Source organism: Dyadobacter sp. HNCC25DJ185 (genome assembly GCF_056895195.1).
The window spans coordinates 398,308-419,586 of the sequence record NZ_JBXHAR010000006.1; the positions used below are offsets into that span (position 1 = coordinate 398,308).

Here is a 21,279-nt window from a genome sequence, read left to right on the forward strand (position 1 = left end):
TCATGAATAATATTGTACCAGGCCTTCTAGCGGAGATCTTAAGATAAGTCCAGGCTGCAATCCATACTTCTCCAAAACGCCGATCAGGACTGCCTGGTAATGGTAAGCTATAGATCCTGTGAAATGCACAGGGTATCTGGCGGCATCCTGGTGTTTCAACACATACTTTTGAACAAAAAGTCCGAATGCTTCACCTACCATATTTTTAAAAAAAGGGTGCTCGATATGATCCGCGATGAACCGCGAAAATCCTGCAAAATAGCGGTTGGGGTAAGGCTTCTTATAGGCCTGGTCCAAAACGGACAGTCTGTTGACTTCGGGATAAGTATGCGCAAATTTTTCCTGGAGATCAGCTGGTAAATCATTCTGCAAAAAAAGCACGACAAGCGTTTTTCCAAGATAGGATCCGCTGCCTTCGTCACCGAGCCAAAAACCCAGTGAGCCAATCGATTTTACTATTTTCCGACCATCATAAAAGGCATTGTTAGCCCCGGTACCGAGGATGCATGCCAAACCAGGCTCGTGCCCGCACAAGCCTTTTGCCGCCCCAAGCATGTCGGAAGCAACTTCTATCGCTTCCGCGGCAGGAAGGGTCGTCATCAATGCATCGAAAACCGGCTTACCTGATTTCTCATCGGCACAGCCTGCCCCAAAAAAGTGGATCGCATTGATCCTATGTTTTAAAAAAGGGATAACCTGAGCTTCCAGAACGGGAATAATTTCCTCGGTTGTCTGATAAAATGGGTTAATCCCTGCCGATTGAAATGTATACGGATTTGACCCATAACCAGTTACAATCCAATCTGTTTTCGTAGACCCACTGTCCGCGATTAAAATAGTTTTGGGAGGCATTTCAGAGGAGCTGCAATTTTCCGACGATCGTAAAGCGTTCAAAAACACGGTCTGTATGCGGGGCATCGCCCAGTTCTTTGGTAAGGTCCTGGCCTGCCCAGTGCTCATAATGATGTCCGTTGCGCCATAACCGGGAAGGTGCGACATCGTAAATCACGCCTTTATAAGCACACCAGATTTCCTCCCGGTCCTGCCCGTTCCGAAGTGCCAGCTGTGCTTTGGTGTATTCTTTCATGTTATGCTTTTTGCAGGCAATTTAATGATAAGCGACGTTCGGCCTGAAATTAAAAACGAACTTGGATGAATATTTTGATAATAAGACTAAAAAGTAAGAACTTGGCGTTCTGTAAGAAATTCATGAAAAAGAAATATGAAAAAAAGTTACTCTCTGCTTTGGTGTACAATACTGGTACTCACATTGGTTGCGACGGGTTGTAAAAAGAAAGTGAAACCGGTTTCTGAACGTATCGCCAAAGCCTGGACTGCTGAATCTGTCAAACACGGAAGTACAATAGTTTACACAAGAGGCGGATCCAACAACACTACTCCTGCTTATTCCGGTTTTAGACTTACATTAACCAACGCTTCGGGTGTGAAAACAGTATCGCTGACAGAATTTGACGGGACAACATTCAGTGGAACATGGGATCTGGAAGGGGATACAAAATTGATCCTAAAAGACTTAAATCCACAGCCAACCGGAACTGGTGGAACAATTGAATACACGATTACTTCATTAGACGACGCCAAAGTGGTGCTAACCAGATTGAAAGCAAGCTCAAAAACTGGTGGTACCCTCAATGAATACACTTTGACCAATCCATAGCGATTCCACACATCAGATACAAAAAAGCGAAGCCATTTCTTACGGAAGTGGCTTCGCTTTTTTTGGTTAATTTTGCTCCATGGAAACTAGAACTGAAATCAGCAGCCTGGGAGAATTCGGGTTGATCAAAAGAATAAATGAAGGAATAAAAGTCGCTTTACCGGATACCATTAGAGGAATTGGGGACGACGCGGCGGTGATCGATACCGGTGAGGAATTTGGTTTGCTGACCTCGGATATGCTGTTGGAGGGGGTACATTTCGACCTTGCATTTTTTCCCTTAAAACATCTGGGATATAAGTCGATTGCGATCAACGTGTCAGACATTGCCGCAATGAACGGTATCCCGCGGCAAGTCATAGTAAACCTTGGACTCAGCAACCGGTTTTCGGTAGAAGCAGTCGACGAGTTGTACGAGGGCATTAAAATCGCCTGCAAGGATTTCAATGTGGATCTTGTTGGAGGTGATACTTCGTCTTCCCGGTCTGGTTTAATGATATCCGTAAGTGTTTTCGGAAAAGTGGATAAGCGAAAGGTCACTTACCGTAACACCGCAAAAGCAAACGATTTACTTTGTGTCACCGGCGACCTGGGGGGTGCATACCTGGGACTACAGTTATTGGAAAGGGAGAAACAGGTTTTTCTGGCCAATCCGGAAATGCAGCCGGAATTGGAAGGCAAAGATTACGTAATTCAACGACAATTGCGCCCAGAAGCACGAATGGATGTGATTTACGAACTCGAAGAAGCGGGAGTGATCCCTACTTCCATGATAGACGTGTCGGACGGGCTGGCTTCGGATTTACTGCATATCTGCGCACAATCGCAAGTTGGTGCAGTCGTCTTTGAAGAACGACTGCCGATTGATGAACAAACATTTCTGGCCGCGTCGGAGCTAAATATCGGTCCGGTAACTGCTGCATTAAATGGTGGTGAAGATTATGAATTGCTTTTTACTGTGTCACAGGCTTCCTACGATCTGATCAAAAACAATCCGAAAATAAGCTTTATCGGTTATATCACAGGCAATAAAGAGGAGATCGTATTGCATACCAAAGCTGATAGCCGCGTACCCATTACCGCTCAAGGCTGGAGTTAAGATACCAAGAACTTGATTTTTTGAAGCATAGCCTCCCAGGAGGTTATGCTTTTTTATTTTGTGCGCAACCATCGGAAAGATTCAATCGTACTCGGGACAATTCAATTCATCTCTAACAATAATTTTAAAATCCCATGAAAATTTTTTCAATTTCCCGCATGCTGGTGGCGCTGGGATTTCTAATGGCGTTCAGTCTTTCGTGTTCAAATGATGATGAAACCACTCCTGACCCTGTTGTACCAAGTGACATTCAGCTCAAAGACAATGCAACGCTTGGCAAAATCCTTACCGACAAAGACGGTAAAACGCTTTACTTCTTTACCAAAGATGTAACCGGAACCTCCGTTTGTACAGGGGCCTGCCTGACAACCTGGCCAATTTTTGCAGTAGCCAATGTGGCTTCCATGAAATTGGATGCTGGCCTGAATGCAGCGGATTTCAAAACGATTACCCGCTCGGACGGCACATCGCAAACCACCTATAAAGGCTGGCCGCTGTATTATTACAAAGACGACGTGGCTGCTGGGGACGTAAAAGGAGAGGGTGTTGGTTCAAGATGGTATGTTGCTAAAACCAAGTATACCGTAATGCTCGCAAACAGCCAATTGGTAGGCCTGGATGGCAAGTCTTACAAGTCCGACCTGACTGAAGGCACCGGTGAAACCCAGTTCATGGTGGACAGCCTGGGAAGAACCCTTTATGCCTTTGCAAAGGATTCTTCCATGAATAATAATTTCACTACCAATGATGCGGCTCATGACGCTTCATGGCCGATTTACTCTGCGGAAATATCTGATCTTCCGTCGGCATTGAATAAGGCGGATTTCGGCAGTATTACCGTTTTTGGCAAAAAACAACTTACTTATAAAGGATGGCCCTTGTACTATTTTGGACCTGATGCCATGACACCGGGTATGACAAAGGGAGTGAGTGTTCCAAAACCAGGCGTCTGGCCGATTGTGAACAAAGATTCCCCTCTTGCGCCTAAATAAACTCAATCTATTACACTTCATTTGAAAAGTGTTGGTGCCCAGGCGTCAGCACTTTTTCATTTTCCCCAGTCTGCTACCAATTTTTCGAACAACCCCTGAAGGAAAAGCGTACGTTTTCCTGCCAATCCTCCCTCGATAGGCAAATCACCGATCTGCACGACCGGCATTACCCATTTGGTAGTGCTGGTCGTGAAAATTTCATCTGCATTAACCACCTCTTTATAAGTTACGGGACGTACTTCCACATCAAAATGTCCCTTAGCCAGCTCCAGTACCACCTTTCTTGTGATCCCGCTCAAAATGTTCCTGTCGGAAGTCACCAGCTTATCACCTTGAAAAATAAAGAGATTACTTCTGGTCAATTCGCTTACCTCGCCGTATTTATGAAATAGCAGATCTGCCGCCTGCTGACGTTTCAACTCGTCTGCCATCAAAACCATATGCACATAATTCGTGGACTTTATGTCAGGAAGATCACGTACGTACTCATAAGGCAGTACTTTGATTCCCTTCAGCCGCCCGGCAGGGTTATCCTGCGGCAAAGGCTCTGTACGGATAAGAAAATTAGGATACACTACCTGAACGCTATCCGGGGCATAGCCGCCGGTCAAAACAAACCTGAAAGCCACATCTTGTTCTCCCGAAATGGAGTGCAGGTCCGCCAGCATCTTTTCCGTTTCCTGCTGCGAAACAGGCAGCGGTAATTTCAGCAGGCGCGCCGAATTCTCAAACCTCTTCCAATAATCATCCCAGCGAAAAGGCACCCCATTGTATGTCCTGAAATAGTCAAATAGCCCGTATCCTCTGAGTAAGCCAAGGTCGTTGGTCTTCAAAACGCTATCGTCGATTGGGAGCATGTCGCCATTGAAATATTGGTAAAAAGGCATGATGGTGAGTTTTGGGGCTAAAATCTGATTGTGCTCAAAGGTATTGAAATGATATTTAAGGTTGAAAATTATATATCCAACTCATAATTTTCAACCAGGCATGTTACGGTAAGACGGATATTTACCTACTTTGCATACATCTGAAATCAGTCGGATACACCGATACGTCATTAATTAAATTTTAAGGCTTTTTTGGAGCCAGTTGCTATTAGCCAGGAATGAGTAACCCAGAACAATTGCTTCAGACACTTCAAATCGAATTTGACCAGCATTCCTATGGAGTGAATCCGAGGGAATTGTATGATCCGATCCAATATATCATGGCCCTGGGCGGCAAGCGTTTTCGCCCGCTAATGACCTTGTTAGCAGCGTCAATTTATACCGACGATCTTTCGGGCGCGATCAAACCGGCGATGGCGGTAGAGGTTTTTCACAATTTTACTTTAATGCACGACGACATCATGGACCGTGCCCCTTTGCGGAGAGGCAAGCCGACGGTCCATGAAAAATGGAACGCAAATACAGCAATCCTGTCTGGTGATGTTATGTTGATCAGGGCCTACGATTTGCTTCTGGACGTGCCCCAAGAAAAATTCCGGCAGGTTCTGACGCGCTTTAACCAAACAGCCTCAGAGGTATGTGAAGGCCAGCAGTTGGACATGAATTTTGAAACGCGGTGGAATGTCACCGAAGAGGAGTATCTGGGAATGATCCGCCTCAAAACCTCCGTTTTATTGGGATTTGCATTGGAATTAGGTGGCATTTTAGGAGGGGCAGATGATGAATCTGTTCAGCTGCTTTACGCGGCAGGTGAAAATATGGGAATAGGTTTTCAGCTCAAAGATGACTTGCTGGACGTGTATGGCGATCCTTCCAAATTTGGTAAACAGGTTGGCGGCGATATCATTGCGAACAAGAAGACGTTTTTGCTGATCGAAGCATTGTCTAAAGCGGAAGGATCTTTGAAAAACAAGCTGGAAAGCTGGTTAAGCCTGGAAGATTTCAACAATAACGAAAAGGTGGCTGCCGTCAGGGACATTTACGAACAGCTTGGAATAAGGTCATTTACAGAAGAAAAAATTAATGCGTATTTTACCAGAGGCCTGGCCAGTCTCAATGAATTAAAAATCGAAGATTCAAGAAAACAACCCTTGCTGGATTTCGTCAAACAATTGGTGGAAAGGGATAAGTAACAAAATCAAAAACAACGAAGAATTTATGTCAATTACCCTCATACTTGTGATCATTACCTGCGGAATCAGCTATTACGCGCTGAATAACTACGGTTTTATGGATAAAATGATCATGAATCCATACCGCGTAAGCCATCGCAATGAATATTACCGCTTTATCACCTCCGGATTTGTGCATGCCGATTTCGGCCACCTGATATTCAATATGCTTAGCTTGTGGTTTGTAGGCGAGGGGATTGAAAGGCTTTTTGCGATGCTTTTCGGGATGAACGGCACCATTTACTATTTGTTCCTGTACGTCGCCGGAATTGTTGTTGCCGATATTCCGACTTTTTTAAAGCACCGCAATAACTCCAAATACAATTCACTAGGTGCTTCCGGAGGCGTTTCAGCGGTACTTTTCGCCGCAATTCTTTTTGCGCCTACGATGACAATTGCTTTGTACTTCTTTATAAAAATGAAGGCTTTTATATTCGGAATTCTATTTCTGGGCTATTCATTTTATGAAGCGCGAAAAGGTACCAGCTACGTGAATCATAGTGCCCATATGTATGGAGCCATTTTTGGGATGCTATTTATGGCAGTCGTGTATCCCGACTCTGTTCCTGGATTTTTTGCACAGATTGGAGAATGGCTTGGCACCCTCAGGCCGTAATGCCAGGGCTTGTTATTTCAGTTCGGCCAGAACGGTAACACTTCCAACCGTTTTATCCTGAAGATTAACTTTGATTTCAGCATCAAGCGGAACAAAGATATCCACCCGTGAACCGAATTTGATAAAACCCATTTCGGTACTTTGTTCTACCTTATCCCCCTCTTTCACATACCAGCGGATCCGACGTGCTGCGGCTCCCGCAATTTGTCTGAATAATATGTCAATGCCTTCGACAGTACGAATTACTACAGTGGTACGCTCGTTGTCCGTACTGGACTTGGGATGCCATGCTACAAGGTAAAGGCCTGCATGGTATCTGAAATATTGGATCACACCGCTCACTGGATTCCAATTGACGTGCACATTTAGCGGTGACATGAAAATACTGATTTGTCTTCTCGGGCCTTTGAAATATTCGGTCTCAACCACTTCTTCAATCACAACCACCTTCCCGTCGCAAGGCGCTACAATCTGTTTGTCACTCTTATGCACGGTCCTGGCAGGCACGCGAAAGAACTGAACGATGAGCAAAAAAATGATGATGCTGCCAATCAACACCAACCTGGGAATCCAATAACCCTCCGGCAAGAGATAATTGATCCCTAAGTTTATCAGTATCAATATAATGGCTGTAATCGCCATGATTGCATATCCTTCTCTATGCAGCTTCATGCAAGTTTGATGTTTTTGTGATGGTCGAACCTTGGCTGCAAATATCGTATAAATACTGATTTACTGTCAAAGAAAAAGCCCCGACAATCGATTTTCGAAAGCCGGGGCAGCATTGTAAATTTACTATAGATGGTCAGTATCGCCATTTATTCAATGACCACGCACTCCCCATTCTTCACTTCCTGCTCCACTTTTTTGAATTTCACATCCCGCAGGATCCGTCCGTCGCGGTACTGCACCGAAACTTTCTGGTTCCTATCCGCGATTTTTATAGTGCGCACCGGCTGTGCCTTGGTAGCAGATTCCGGACGGGCGTACTCACCGGGTCCATCCATATTCAAGTCGAAATCCTCTTCACGATTGGTATGCAAAGCCGGAGTCGGCGCAGGACGGCGAACTGTCTGCTGAACCGCGGTTGCGGGAACTGCCTCTTCCTGAGGAATATCTGCCTTCATCAGGAAGGAGATCATATCAAAATTAACTTTGCTCAGGAAGCGTTTGAAAAGCTCCACAGATTCAAATTTGTAGATTAACAAAGGATCCTTCTGCTCAAAAACTGCATTTTGAACAGATTGTTTCAGATCATCCATTTCACGCAAATGTTCTTTCCATTCCTGATCAATCAACGAAAGGACAATCGCTTTTTCCATTTCATGGGTCATTTCTTTCCCTTCATTGTCGAGTACCTTTTTCAGATTGACGACTACGCCAGTCTGGCGGATACCATCGCTGAAAGGAATCATGATTTCAGATATTGTCGCCCCACGATCTGTATAAATGGAGCGTAAAACAGGCAATGCTTTCTGAGCGATTGCATTGTTTTTGTCCTGATACTGCTTTTCAGCCGCCTCATATAATTTTTGCGAACGGTCGGCAGGTTTAAGCGAGTTGTACTCTGTTTCCGTATATGGAAGCTCCATGCCCAGCGTGGTGATTACGGCGAGTTCGAGTTCGGCGTAACTTCCGGCAGTATTTACAAGCTCGTCGCTTACATCATACAAGGTATTAGCTATATCCACCGCAAGACGGTCTCCGAACAATGCATTTCTGCGGCGGGTATAAATCGCATCCCTCTGGTAGTTCATGACATCGTCATATTCAAGAAGACGTTTACGCATTCCAAAGTTATTCTCCTCCACCTTTTTCTGAGCGCGTTCGATGGACTTGGTAATCATGCTGCTCTGGATCACTTCTCCTTCTTCCAATCCCATACGGTCCATTACCTTGGCCATGCGATCCGAACCAAACAAACGCATCAGGTTATCTTCCAGAGAAACGAAGAATTGCGATGACCCCGGATCACCCTGGCGACCTGAACGACCGCGCAACTGCCTGTCAACACGACGGCTTTCGTGTCTTTCGGTACCAATGATCGCCAACCCGCCTGCTTTTTTTGCTTCGGGAGTCAGCTTAATGTCAGTACCACGACCAGCCATGTTGGTCGCAATGGTTACTGTTCCCGGCTTACCCGCTTCCGCCACCACTTCTGCTTCGCGTTGGTGTTGCTTGGCATTTAAAACCTGGTGCTGAATCTTGCGAAGGGTCAGCATCCTGCTGATAATCTCCGAATTCTCAACGGAGGTGGTACCTACCAGAACAGGCCTCCCAGCCTCAACGAGTTCTACAATTTCGTCGGTTACCGCATTGTATTTTTCGCGAACCGAACGATATACCTTATCTTCCTGGTCTTTCCGTATTGCAGTAACATTGGTGGGAATCGATACAACATCCAGTTTATAGATCTCCCAGAATTCTCCCGCTTCTGTCTCCGCTGTACCCGTCATACCAGCCAGCTTGTGATACATTCGGAAGTAATTCTGAAGGGTGATGGTCGCGTAGGTTTGTGTCGCATCCTCTACCCTAACATTTTCCTTTGCTTCAATAGCCTGGTGCAAACCGTCGGAGTAACGACGGCCATCCATGATCCGACCAGTCTGCTCATCCACGATCTTCACTTTTCCGTCCATGATCACGTATTCTACATCTTTCTCGAAGAGCGTAAATGCCTTCAAAAGCTGGTTTACGGTATGGATCCTGGCTGTTTTCACAGAATAATCGCGGATAAGTGCTTCTTTTTTGATCACACGTTCCTGCTCGTTCAACGACTGGTCCTTTTCGATAGCGTCCAGATCTACAGCTATATCCGGCAAAATGAAGAAATTGGTTTCTTCTGATTCCCCGGTAAGGAAATCAATTCCTTTTTCCGTTAACTCAATACTGTTGTGCCGTTCATCAATTGTAAAATAAAGCGGCGCGTCAGCTACTGGCATCAACTTCTGATTCTCGGCAAGGTGTATCCCTTCCGATTCCTGCATCAGGGCCTTAATACCCGATTCGCTCATGTATTTGATCAATGGCTTGTACTTGGGCATACCGCGGTGCGCGCGGAACAGTGCCAAACCACCTTCTTTTTTATCTCCGGCTGCGATTTTCTTTTTTGCATCGTTCAGAAAATCCATCGCCAGCTTTTTCTGAGCCTCAACGATTTTCGAAACCCGCGGTTTCAGTTCCAGATATTCCTGCTCATCGCCGCGGGGAACAGGCCCACTGATGATCAATGGCGTACGCGCATCGTCAATCAAAACGGAGTCGACCTCATCCACCATTGCGAAGTGGTGTTTCCGTTGAACCAGCTCTTCGGTTGTGCGTGACATATTGTCACGCAAATAATCAAACCCGAACTCGTTATTGGTACCGTAAGTAAGGTCTGCTTTATATGCATTCCTACGGGCAATGGTATTGGGCTGATGACGATCGATACAATCGACGCTCATGCCATGGAACTCGAAAAGAGGCGCGTTCCATTCGGCATCCCGTTTTGCTAAGTAGTCGTTGACGGTAACTATGTGAACCCCCTGTCCTGCGAGGGCATTGAGAAATGCCGGAAGTGTGGCCACCAATGTTTTACCTTCTCCAGTAGCCATCTCAGCAATTTTACCCTGGTGTAAAACGACCCCACCGATCAGCTGCACATCATAATGCAGCATGTTCCATTTGATAGGCTGGCCGATTACGTCCCAGGTCGTGTTCCAAACCGCTTTATCGCCTTGTATCGTAATATGTGATTTCCTACTCGCAATGTCACGGTCAAAATAGCTTGCCGTTACCTCTACCTGGTCATTTTCTTTGAACCGGCGGGCTGTATCCTTTACTATCGCAAATGCTTTGGGTAATATCTCCAGGAGCACTTTTTCAAGCTCCTTATTGCGGTCAAGCTCAAGTGCGTCTATTTTTTTGAAGATCGCTTCTTTATTATCTACGTTGGGCTCATCGCTCGCCTGTTGTTTCAAGCTGGCAATTTGTTCATCAGTGGATTTGAGCCTATCTGAGATCAATTGTTTCAATCCTTCGGACTGAGCCCGAAGTTCGTCATGGGATAGGGAAGCCAGCAACGCATACTCGGCATTGACTTTATCAACATACGGGACCAGTTCTTTTAAATCCCGCTCTGATTTTGTGCCAAATAGCTTTGAAAATATTTTAAACATGATTTTAATGTATGTTTTTAACCGATCATTTTCCTTGAAAAATATTACGCCTGCAAAAACCTAAATGTCAGATTGTCAGCAAAGCCCCTATTTTCAATACCAAAGGTAATTCATTGCCAATAGTATTGTGCAACATCTTTGAGAATCCTAATCGAGATCTAATTTTTTGTACCACTTTTTTCAAAATCAAATACATCCTATTCTCACCCAAAGCAACCGTTTGTAAAGAAAAAGCACCACTACTATGTATCACCCAGTACCTTTGGTACATCAAAAAGAAAATAAAAAGACATAGCCATGAACCACAACAGATTATTCAGAAATACAAACAACAAAATGATTGGCGGCGTAGCCTCTGGCCTTGCAGATTACTTTGAAATAGACGTATCGGTTATCAGGGTCATCCTTGTTTTGGCCTTTTTTATCCCAGTCCCTTTCCATGTTGTCTTACTCTATATTATTTTATGGATCGTCATGCCAGACATAGCAAAACGTCCCAAAGCAATTGAAGGAGGTAAAATCCCGTCCTAAAATTCTGAAATTCATCAGCAATTGGTCATTACAAACCACCGGAGTCCACTTTCCGGTGGTTTGTTGTTTTAGTCATATTTGCTACTTTTACCGATAGTATGTTTGCATACCATTAATTCAGGCCTGATCCTTTCATCTGATTATCATATCAAAAATATGGATGCTTATATTGTCGCCGGATACCGTACCGCAGTTGGAAAAGCCTCAAGAGGAGGTTTCCGTTTTACCCGGCCAGACGACCTTGGCGCTGCCGTTATCAGGCATTTGCTCGCACAATTACCAGCACTTGATCCTTCACGTGTTGATGATGTAATTGTAGGAAATGCGGTTCCAGAAGCCGAGCAGGGGATGCAGATGGGCCGCTACGTTGCATTGCTGGCACTGCCGAAAAATGTATCGGGAATTACGATCAACAGATATTGTGGCTCGGGCGTTGAAGCCATTGCAATGGCTTCGGCCAAAATACACGCCGGTATGGCGGAATGCATCATCGCAGGTGGGACAGAATCTATGTCCCTGGTGCCTACGATGGGCTGGAAAACCGCATTGAATTACGACATTGCCCATAGCAATCCGGATTATTATCTCAGCATGGGGTTGACGGCTGAACAGGTCGCTAAGGATTTCAATATTTCAAGAGAAAAACAGGACGAGTTTTCATTTCAATCTCACCAAAAGGCGTTACGGGCGCAGAAAGAAGGCTGGTTCGCAGATGGTATAGTCCCTGTAACTGTAAAGGAAACCTATTTCGACGCAGCATCGGGCAAGAAGAAAACTAAAGAAACTACCATTTCGCAGGATGAAGGCCCGAGGGCTGATACCAATATCGAAGCTTTAAATAAGCTGAAACCCGTATTCGCAGCAGGAGGGACGGTTACTGCCGGGAACTCTTCACAAACATCCGATGGAGCCGCGTTTGTACTGGTAATGTCCGAAAGGCTTGTAAACGAGCTCAACCTCAAACCAGTCGCACAAATGTTATCGTATGCAACAGCAGGCGTCGACCCGCGAATTATGGGTATTGGACCAGTAGCTGCTATTCCGGTTGCATTGAAACAGGCTGGCCTGAAACTGGAAGATATTGAACAGATCGAACTGAATGAGGCTTTTGCCGCACAGTCGCTGGCAGTTATCCAGGAACTCGGCATCAATCCCGAAATCGTAAATCCAAATGGCGGGGCAATTGCCTTAGGGCACGCACTGGGTTCAACCGGAGCAAGGCTTTCGGTCCAGCTGATCAATGAAATGGCACGCAGAAACCAAAAGTATGGCATGGTCACCGCGTGTGTCGGAGGCGGTCAGGGCGTTGCCGGAATTTACGAGCGGCTCAATTAAACCGTTCAGTAATATTGTCACTTATTTAGCGGTCTCCCGGGAAGAGTTGTCCATCTTCCCGGGAGATTCTTTATTTTTGCCCATCAAACATGCACACCTCGATTCATGGATGTATCCGTCATCATTATCAATTACAGGTCCCCCCAGCTCATCATCAATTGCCTTACTTCCATTTATCAATTCACAACCGGGGTAAATTTTGAAATAATTATTGTCGACAATGATCCAGAAAACGGCGGTAAGGGATCTGTTATGAAAGCATTTCCTGCGGTGCAATGGATTGATATGGAATGGAATGCGGGTTTTGGCATTGCAAATAATGCTGGAATGGCAATTGCAAAAGGTAAATATTTCCTTCTGCTCAATGCTGACACCCTGGTCACTGACAATGTAATAGGCCGGTGCTTCGACAGGATGAACCGGCGACCAGACGTGATGGCTTGCGGTGCCCTTCAATATTACCCGGATGGTACGCCAATGCCATTTTATAAAAGTTTCAATGAGTTTCGCAGGACCTTTTTCATCCTTCCTCCCGGACGATTGATCGAAAGTTTCATCAAACAATTTTACCCCGAACCCAATTATCCAGACCCTGACCAGTACGACTGGCTGGTGGGAGCTTTTATTTTTGTGAGGCGTGAAGGATATGAAAAAACGGGAGGTTTCAGCAAGGATTTCTTTATGTATGGCGAAGATGTGGAGTGGTCCGGCCGGCTGGCTGCTTTGGGCAAGCTTTGCTATTTTCAGGATTGCAAGTTCATCCATCTTGAAAATGATAATCCATTCCGTCGCACTAGGATTTCATGGATCAACAGGTTCAGCACGCAGATGCAGGTATCTAATTTTCTGTGGGTGCGGAAACAATACGGCGTTTTCCAGTACCTGCTGCTGATCTCGCATTACCTTTTTATGATACCCATCGTTTTTGTGTGGAAAATGCTGTTTAACCTGAAAAGTAGCGGCAATCCATTTTCAGAACTTGACACGCAACGCATCTATGTCCGAAAAACCAGCGTACTTCTGAAATACTTTTGGAAAACCCTATTTTTGAAAGAAGGAATCTTTAAGATAAAACCACACGAAAACATAGATCTGTTAACCGCCTCTTGATGAATACGGAAAAACAAAAAATACTCTTCTTCACACCCTATGCTACCCGGACAGGATCAGAAATGATGCTGCTGTATATTCTACAAAAGATAGACCGCAGCCGTTTCGATATAGGCATCGTCAGCTTTGCCGATGGAGAACTCCTGAAAGATTTCCCTGCAGATATCCCTGTTTATATTGCCCCAAGACAATTCAATATTTTACAAAAAATCTCTTTTCATATCGGGATCAACCCTACACTGAAATACCTGAGGAAACTAGCCAGGGAATTCAAGGCGGACTTTTGGTATGTCAACACGACCATGATCCCTGAAACGATTGTTGTCGCAAAAGAATTTGCTATCAAAGTCATCACGCATTTTCATGAAATGCCGCTTACCTATGCTTATCTGAGCGGACCAGACTTTAAAAGTATCGTAGATTATTCCCATTTACTGATTGGCTGCTCTCAAACTACCTGCAAATCCATCCAGGACGCGGGAGGAAAAAATGTAGGGCTGCTTTACTCATTTATAGACCAATCGCTCATTCAGAAAAATGAGGCAAGGACTATAGAGTTAAAGAAAAAACTGGGTATCCCTGAGAAAGCTTTTATTTGGGTTTTATCAGGAATGACTTCTGAAAGAAAAGGCTTCGATTTCCTGCCTGACATTGCGGAAGAGTTGAATGACCCGAATGTCCATTTGATTTGGGTAGGTGCCCGGATTGACGACGGGATGGTTTATTATACGGAGCAGCGGTGCCTGAACTCCCGCGCTGCCACAAAAATTCATCTTGCCGGGAAGCAAAAAGAAGATTATTATAATTATCTTAACCTTGGAAATGGATTTTTGCTCACCTCCCGTCAGGATCCGTTCCCACTGGTGATGATTGAAGCCGCGTTGTTAGGTAAGCCCATTGTGTCGTTCCCCTCCGGAGGTGTATCCGAGTTTGTTCAGCAAGGAATGGGAGTAGTCACTGATGATCTGAGTGTAAGACAAATGGTTAAAGCAATGCGCTCGGTGATGACCGGAGAAGTTACGACTGACAGTTCAAAAAGCATCGCGGTGGCAAGCCAGTTCAATGTAGAAAATGGTTACAATGAATGGATTAAGTTAATTGGCAAAAACAGTTAGCATGCTGAACTCAACACGTATTTTTAATTTTTTTACCAAGGTATTGCTTTTTCTTGTTTGCTGGGGCTGGCTTTTATCGCCCCTTTCAGCACAAACAACCCAGGGAACAACTGAGATCGATTCACAACGATATCTCGCCCTGATGCTTCTCAATCTGACAGATCCGGACAATCGCGGCCCCGAGCCAGATCTGATCAGGACCGCTTCCCAATACGGCATGAATGCCGTTTACATTACTATTCCCTGGGATAAGGTTTATTTTAGTTCGCCTACCGAAACACCGCAGTGGGCGAAATACGATGAACAGATCAAGATCGCAACCGATCTTGGGATGAAAGTGGCCCTCCGCATTCATCTCGGGCGCTATAGTACCAGAATTAAAGGTTTTTGGGAGGTTTCGGACAGCCAGTTCAGTCATTCAAACCTGCCATTGAACAGTGGTTACGGGGATACTTTTTTTGGGTTCGACAATCAGCCGATCGTTGATAAAGGAGTTGCTTTCGTGAAAGAAACCGTTAACCGCTATAAATATCTGCTTACCAGTAAGAAGCTTTTATATGTATCTGTTACCAACACGTCAACCCAGGAAGGAGAATATCCTGGTAACCTGATCACAAACGGGAAAGAAAATTCAGCGGTGTATGACTATTCCAAATCCATGACTTTGGGTTTCCAGGCCTTTTTAAAGTCACATTACACTAAAATCGAGCGTCTTAATTTTCTTTGGGGAACCACATTCAAAAAATTTGAAGATGCTAATCCGCCGGCAACCGCCTGGGACCCGGGGGAATCTTTCAGGCAGCGATATGGCAAAGATTGGTACATATACCGGCACATTGTATTCAAGAAATACATGGAGCAAATGATCGATGCGGTTAAATCCATTGATCCTGCTATCAAATTTGTGTCGGATTATGGTTCGGTTTTCGATGAAATTTCGGTATTAAGAGGCACTTTGGGTTTCAGGGATCTAAATGTCAAATCGGACGGTATCAAAGTAAATGATAATATTTCCCACGATCACCGATGGTCAGTCGACATTCTGAAAAGTGATGCGCCTCCAAGTTTCATCACTGCGAACGAGCTATTTGTAAGTTCTTACATTGATAATAATGCACACGCCAAACAGATCAACGAAAATTTTGGACAGGGTGCAAATGTTGTCGCCGTGGTTATTTCAACGGCTGACCAGATGTCGAGATCCGAAGCATTTATCAGACCTGCCGTTGCTGCCTGGCTCAATTTACCGATCCCCGTCATTACCTATACTGATTCGGTCAGTTACCGACTCTCCGCCGCTGTTGAAAAAAAAGGGGCAAGCGCTGTCATCTATGACGAATGGGCCAAAAGAGCGTATGCCAACCCCGCCGCTCCAAAACCAGTACTGATCCATTTGCAGGAAGACTTGCTGTCGCCCGATTACTGGAAGGATGCCTCTAATTACATGCCATACGTATTCCGGCCTGTGCCCATGCAGATCATTCCAGTCAATAAAGATTTTGCTTACAAGCTTCCTATCGATACCTTTTCGGATGTGGACGGAACAATCGTCAAAATTGAAGTTGGCGCATTGCCTGCCTGGCTGCAGTACGACGGGGCAACCCTTAGAGGTAAACCCAGTGTATTAGGAGACTACAGAATTACGGTGAAGGGAATTGACGACGAAGGCGGTTCGGCAGAAGCATTTTTTACCATCCGCGTCGACACCAGGGAAAATGCCAATAAACCACCTACTGTGGATAGCAATTTTTCCAATCAAATGGTCGCCGTCAACAAGCCATTCAGCATCACCATCCCAAATGGTGCATTTAAAGATAGCGACGGCACGGTAACAAAAATCGAGGCCAGCGAACTACCGACCTGGCTTAAATTCACCAATGGCGTGTTAAGCGGAACTCCCACACAGTTAGGAGAATACCGCATTATTCTCAAAGCTTATGACGACCTCAATGCTTTTGTGGAAACTTATTTTACCATCCGTGTTGTGGAACCACAATTCCTGAATGCTCCGCCTTATGCAAGCAGCAACCTGCCGATCAAGTACGCACAGATTAATATGCCATTCAATTATATTCTGCCTACTAACATTTTTGGGGATCCCGACGGTTATATTTCATCTATACAGGTCGTTAACCGTCCTTCCTGGTTGAATTTCGCATTGAATGTTTTCTCCGGAACCCCAACCGAGGAAGGCGAGTACGCCTTGATTATTAGGGCCTATGATAACGGCGGGGCGTATGTCGAAATTCCGTTTATTATCCTGGTCCAAATCCCGGCATTGCGTTTTGAATTGGTCAAAGGAGGAAGTAAAGTGGATCAGAGTGTGATACGGAATCTGGACGGTGACGACATTCTTCCTTATGATTCGTTGCCGCCATTGCTCAATATCTACGCCTACGGAAATTTCGAATATGATCAGGTTACTTTCGATTTAAACGGCCCGTATCGAAAAAAATCCACAACCTCTACTTTCCCTTACGCACTTTATGAAGATGAGTTAGGGTTTGCCCCGTATGTGGGCAACTACACGCTGACAGTCACCGCCGCCAAGCAAGATTCTGCGATTGTGACAAATTCGATCCAGTTCAGTATATCTTACAAGGGAACTGTCAACATTACCAAGGATATGCCCGACTGGGCATTTTATCCCAATCCAGTAGAAGAAATATTGAATATCAAACTGCCGGAAACCCAGCCTGCCGATAGTCTCAAATATGAAATTGTGACAGCCTCAGGAAAAAGAATGTCCCTGCCGGAAAACTACGTCCTAACCTCCGACAATCTGGCTAACATCAACCTTTCAGGTCTGGGACTTCCTTCGGGTATCTATTTCGTCCGGCTCGAAACCAAGGGGGCGCTGCTGAAGCAATTTAGAATTTTCAAAAAATAAGCCGTCGTCAGTCCAACTTTTCCATCTTTTTGATAATGGTACGCATGCATAATGGGCGCTTATAATTTATATTTGCTTTGATATTAGTATGCAAGCATACCTTTTAATAACAGATCCAAAAATCCAGTAATATGGCCGTTGCAGAAGCAAGCAAGAAATCTATTAAGGGAGGAGAATTCCTGATTAAGGAAACAGCAGCATCTCAAATTTTTATTCCCGAGGAGTTTACCGAAGAGCAGCGCATGATTGCAGATACTTGCCAGGATTTCCTAAGCAAAGAGATATGGCCAAGATTGGACGAAATAGATTACGCTAAAAGCCCCGAACTGATATCGGGGCTGATGGACAAGGCTGGTGAGCTGGGCTTATTGGGAACGGTGGTTCCGGAGGAATATGGCGGTTTTGGGATGAATTTCAATACCTCGATGCTGGTTGCAGAGGCTACTGGCGCCGGGAATTCATTCTCCGTGGCACTTTCAGCACATACCGGCATCGGTACCCTGCCTATCCTTTATTACGGAAACGAAGAACAAAAATCCAAATACCTGCCCAAACTGGCTACTGGCGAATGGAAAGCTGCTTATTGCCTTACCGAACCCGATTCCGGATCAGACGCCAATTCGGGAAAGACGAAAGCAAAACTGACTGACGACGGGAAATATTACGCGATCAATGGACAAAAAATGTGGATTACGAATGGTGGCTTTGCAGATGTACTGATCGTTTTTGCAAAAGTTGAGGAAAGCGGGCAAACTGATAAGAACCTGACGGCATTCATTATTGAAAAATCCTTTGGTGGCGTCACGATGAATGAACCAGAGCATAAAATGGGTATCAAAGGTTCGGATACCCGTCAATTATTTTTCAACGACTGTCTGGTCCCGGTTGAAAACATGCTTTCTGAGCGTGGAAACGGGTTTAAAATAGCCGTTAATATTCTGAATATCGGTCGTATTAAACTTGCAGCCGCGGCATTGGGTGGTGCCAAACGGGTGGCACGGCAGGCTATTCAATATGCCAACGAACGCAGACAATTCGGGTCCGCTATTTCGGGTTTCGGAGCAATCAAACATAAACTGGCAGAAATGGCTGTGGGCATGTTCGTCACAGAATCGGCAGCTTACCGGGTCGGTCAAAACGTGGACGACCTGATTTCTGCTTACCAGGCAAAAGGAATGTCCGATTCCGAATCCAAACTAAAAGCATTGGAAGAACTGGCCGTTGAATGTGCCATTATGAAAGTGCATGGCTCTGAGGTATTGGATTATGTAGTGGACGAAGGCGTTCAGATTTACGGAGGAATGGGTTACTCGGCAGATGCCCCCATGGAGAGAGCCTACCGCGATAGCCGCATCAACCGAATCTTTGAAGGGACTAATGAAATAAACCGGATGCTGGTCGTCGATATGCTTTTAAAAAGAGCATTGAAAGGTCAGCTGGACCTCATGGGGCCGGCTACGGCGGTGGGAAAGGAAATTATGTCTATCCCAGATTTCAGCATGGAGGAAGACGAAACACTTTTTGCGGCTGAGAAGAAGGTGATCAAAAATCTTAAAAAAGCAGCATTAATGGTTGCTGGTTCGGCGGTACAGAAATTTATGATGAAGCTGTCCGAAGAGCAGGAAATTATCATGAACCTCGCAGACATGGTGATTGAAATTTATGCCGCCGAATCTGTTTTGCTCCGTGTTGAAAAACGGATCGAATTGCTTGGAGCAGAAGCAAATACGTTGCAGAAGGATATGGTGTTGATCTACCTGAACCGGGCGGTTGAAAAAGTGAACCAGGCTGGAAGATCTGCCATTACCAGCTTTGCCGAAAGCGATGAATTACGTGTTATGCTGATGGGTCTCAAGAGGTTTACTAAAATCGAACCGATGAACCTGAAAGATGCCCGGCGACGGATTGCCGACGACATGATTGCAAAAAACGATTACGCTTTTTAGCCTTTTTATTCTAACTCAAATTGCGCAATTTTGGGAAACCAAATTCCCGGCTTTTCACGTTAGGTAGGAGGTTCTTTGCATAAAATCGAAATCATCGCGTTGGATTCTCTACTAGCTACTGAAAAACCACCTTTCATGACCCAGCATTCCGTGGATCTGCGTTCAACAGGCCAGTTTCCTGCGTTACTCCTTGATTATCTGGATCGGAAACCTGCGCTGGACGAATTTTATAGTGTTTTTCCAAGCTTAGAGAATGCAAAAGAAGCAATAGTCAACAAGAACAATTTTGATCTCGAAAAGCGCAAAACGCTCGTCGACGTTTTGACTGCGCAATATAAAGGCCTGCCGTATCTGCCTGATTTTTCGATACTCCTGAAAGAAACCACTTTCACTGTTACAACCGGCCATCAGCTTAACATTTTTACCGGGCCCCTTTACATTATTTATAAGATTGTCACCACGATCAATCTTGCCAAAGCCTTAAAAAAGGCATATCCAGAAAATGATTTCGTACCGGTTTACTGGATGGCTACAGAGGATCATGATTTTGAAGAAATAGCATCTTTCCATCTTTTTGGTCAGACGCATAAATGGACTGGCGAACACCAGGGCGCCGTAGGGAGACTGAACCCGAAAGAATTGGAAGGCATTTTAAAACGCCTTCCGGACAAACCGCTGCTGTTTGCAAAAGCCTACCTCGAAAATGATACTTTGGCCAATGCAGTGCGATGTTATATGCACGAATTATTCGGGCCATATGGCCTGATCAGTATCGATGCAGATCACACGGACCTCAAACGCCACTTCCTCCCGGTTATTCGCGAAGAACTTACGGGGTCAGTTTCCGAGAAGCTGGTTACCAAAACCACTACCAAGCTCAACTCCCTGGGATATCATACTCCGCTCCATGCAAGGGAAATCAATCTTTTTTATCTGAACGACGACCTTCGGGAACGCATCGTCAAAGAGGGTGATACTTACAAAGTACTGAATACAGATATCACATTTTCAAAGGAAGAAATCCTGAATCTCGCCGAAAAACAACCGGAATATTTTAGTCCGAATGTGATCTTACGACCTTTATACGAAGAAATTATCCTCCCCAATCTTGCGTATATCGGTGGACCGTCAGAAGTGCCTTATTGGATGCAGCTGAAAGGTGTCTTCGACCATTTCGAAGTTCCATTTCCCATGTTGATGCCAAGGAACTTTGCCCTGTATATCAATGGTCATCAATGCAAAAAGGCACAGAAGCTCAGGATCAATTTCAAAGATCTATTCATGGACGAGGTCGCATTACGCAAGACCTTTATCGAACGAAATTCTGAGCATGTTCTCACACTGGAAGAACAGAAAGCCGCTTTTAGCCAGATCTTTGAGGAAATCCTTACCAAGGCAGTAGCCGTAGATCAAACGATGCTTGGTGCCGTTAAAGCTGAGCAAACCCGGCTGCTTAACTCGTTGAGACATCTGGAAAAACGGATCATAAAAGCGGAGGAACGCAATCACGAGTCAGAAATTGATCAATTACTGGGGCTTAAAAACAAATTGTTCCCGAACGGAATCGCCCAGGAACGTTATGATAACCTTTTAAATTTCTACATTAATGATCCGGGTTTCATTCAAAAGCTATTTGATGCTTTTGACCCAATGGATTTCAAATACAATGTGCTCCTCGAAGAATAGGC

The 21,279-nt window shown here is 45.0% G+C and carries 17 protein-coding genes; 12 read left to right on the forward strand and 5 right to left on the reverse strand.

The window, feature by feature from the left end; genetic code table 11:
• Both AC1XUF_RS19290 and AC1XUF_RS19295 read right to left on the reverse strand, forming a co-directional pair.
• The gene (locus AC1XUF_RS19290; RefSeq protein WP_483343456.1) at positions 1 to 852 is read right to left on the reverse strand and encodes an N-acetylglucosamine kinase; all 852 of its coding nucleotides are present in this window, start codon (positions 850 to 852) and stop codon (positions 1 to 3) included.
• 1 nt (position 853) lies between these two features.
• Positions 854 to 1,087 (reverse strand): cytochrome b5 domain-containing protein, encoded by a 234-nt coding sequence (locus AC1XUF_RS19295; RefSeq protein ID WP_483343457.1) that lies wholly within the window; start codon positions 1,085 to 1,087, stop codon positions 854 to 856.
• Between the two features lie 135 nt (positions 1,088 to 1,222).
• Between AC1XUF_RS19295 and AC1XUF_RS19300 the strand changes: the two genes are divergently transcribed.
• The 3 genes from AC1XUF_RS19300 to AC1XUF_RS19310 all read left to right on the forward strand — a co-directional run bounded on the left by AC1XUF_RS19300 (position 1,223) and on the right by AC1XUF_RS19310 (position 3,769).
• Entirely contained in the window at positions 1,223 to 1,678 is a 456-nt protein-coding gene (locus tag AC1XUF_RS19300; RefSeq protein ID WP_483343458.1) for a hypothetical protein, read from the forward strand.
• Positions 1,679 to 1,757: 79 nt separating this feature from the next.
• Positions 1,758 to 2,777: a thiamine-phosphate kinase gene (gene thiL / locus AC1XUF_RS19305; protein WP_483343459.1), complete on the forward strand. Its 1,020-nt coding sequence runs from the start codon at positions 1,758 to 1,760 to the stop codon at positions 2,775 to 2,777.
• Positions 2,778 to 2,911: 134 nt separating this feature from the next.
• Positions 2,912 to 3,769: a hypothetical protein gene (locus tag AC1XUF_RS19310; RefSeq protein ID WP_483343460.1), complete on the forward strand. Its 858-nt coding sequence runs from the start codon at positions 2,912 to 2,914 to the stop codon at positions 3,767 to 3,769.
• Positions 3,770 to 3,825: 56 nt separating this feature from the next.
• Here AC1XUF_RS19310 and AC1XUF_RS19315 read toward each other — a convergent pair whose 3' ends face one another.
• Positions 3,826 to 4,656 (reverse strand): aminotransferase class IV, encoded by an 831-nt coding sequence (locus tag AC1XUF_RS19315; RefSeq protein ID WP_483343461.1) that lies wholly within the window; start codon positions 4,654 to 4,656, stop codon positions 3,826 to 3,828.
• Positions 4,657 to 4,874: 218 nt separating this feature from the next.
• Here AC1XUF_RS19315 and AC1XUF_RS19320 point away from each other — a divergent pair, with 218 nt between their 5' ends.
• Positions 4,875 to 5,849 carry a polyprenyl synthetase family protein gene (locus AC1XUF_RS19320; RefSeq protein ID WP_483343462.1) on the forward strand — a complete coding sequence of 325 codons (975 nt, stop codon included), beginning with the start codon at positions 4,875 to 4,877 and terminating at the stop codon, positions 5,847 to 5,849.
• A gap of 25 nt (positions 5,850 to 5,874) precedes the next feature.
• Positions 5,875 to 6,504 (forward strand): rhomboid family intramembrane serine protease, encoded by a 630-nt coding sequence (locus AC1XUF_RS19325; RefSeq protein ID WP_483343463.1) that lies wholly within the window; start codon positions 5,875 to 5,877, stop codon positions 6,502 to 6,504.
• Positions 6,505 to 6,516: 12 nt separating this feature from the next.
• Here AC1XUF_RS19325 and AC1XUF_RS19330 read toward each other — a convergent pair whose 3' ends face one another.
• Positions 6,517 to 7,176, reverse strand: coding sequence for a phosphatidylserine decarboxylase family protein (locus tag AC1XUF_RS19330; RefSeq protein WP_483343464.1), 660 nt, complete (start codon positions 7,174 to 7,176; stop codon positions 6,517 to 6,519).
• Between the two features lie 146 nt (positions 7,177 to 7,322).
• Positions 7,323 to 10,664, reverse strand: a complete 3,342-nt coding sequence (gene secA / locus AC1XUF_RS19335) for a preprotein translocase subunit SecA (RefSeq protein WP_483343465.1) — start codon at positions 10,662 to 10,664, stop codon at positions 7,323 to 7,325.
• Positions 10,665 to 10,961: 297 nt separating this feature from the next.
• Between secA and AC1XUF_RS19340 the strand changes: the two genes are divergently transcribed.
• From AC1XUF_RS19340 to bshC, 7 genes are all read left to right on the forward strand, one after another.
• A complete protein-coding gene (locus AC1XUF_RS19340; protein WP_483343466.1) occupies positions 10,962 to 11,195 on the forward strand; it encodes a PspC domain-containing protein in 234 nt (77 codons plus the stop codon).
• Positions 11,196 to 11,351: 156 nt separating this feature from the next.
• Positions 11,352 to 12,530: an acetyl-CoA C-acyltransferase gene (locus AC1XUF_RS19345; protein WP_483343467.1), complete on the forward strand. Its 1,179-nt coding sequence runs from the start codon at positions 11,352 to 11,354 to the stop codon at positions 12,528 to 12,530.
• Positions 12,531 to 12,635: 105 nt separating this feature from the next.
• Complete coding sequence (locus tag AC1XUF_RS19350) at positions 12,636 to 13,640, forward strand: glycosyltransferase family 2 protein (protein WP_483343468.1); 1,005 nt, start codon at positions 12,636 to 12,638, stop codon at positions 13,638 to 13,640.
• On the forward strand, positions 13,640 to 14,755 hold the full coding sequence (locus tag AC1XUF_RS19355; protein ID WP_483343469.1) for a glycosyltransferase: 1,116 nt from the start codon (positions 13,640 to 13,642) through the stop codon (positions 14,753 to 14,755). Before AC1XUF_RS19350 ends, AC1XUF_RS19355 begins: the two co-directional genes overlap by 1 nt.
• 1 nt (position 14,756) lies before the next feature.
• Positions 14,757 to 17,645 (forward strand): putative Ig domain-containing protein, encoded by a 2,889-nt coding sequence (locus AC1XUF_RS19360; RefSeq protein ID WP_483343470.1) that lies wholly within the window; start codon positions 14,757 to 14,759, stop codon positions 17,643 to 17,645.
• A gap of 131 nt (positions 17,646 to 17,776) precedes the next feature.
• The gene (locus AC1XUF_RS19365) at positions 17,777 to 19,591 is read left to right on the forward strand and encodes an acyl-CoA dehydrogenase family protein (RefSeq protein ID WP_483343471.1); all 1,815 of its coding nucleotides are present in this window, start codon (positions 17,777 to 17,779) and stop codon (positions 19,589 to 19,591) included.
• 135 nt (positions 19,592 to 19,726) lie between these two features.
• Complete coding sequence (gene bshC, locus AC1XUF_RS19370; protein ID WP_483343472.1) at positions 19,727 to 21,277, forward strand: bacillithiol biosynthesis cysteine-adding enzyme BshC; 1,551 nt, start codon at positions 19,727 to 19,729, stop codon at positions 21,275 to 21,277.
• Positions 21,278 to 21,279 lie beyond the last annotated feature (2 nt).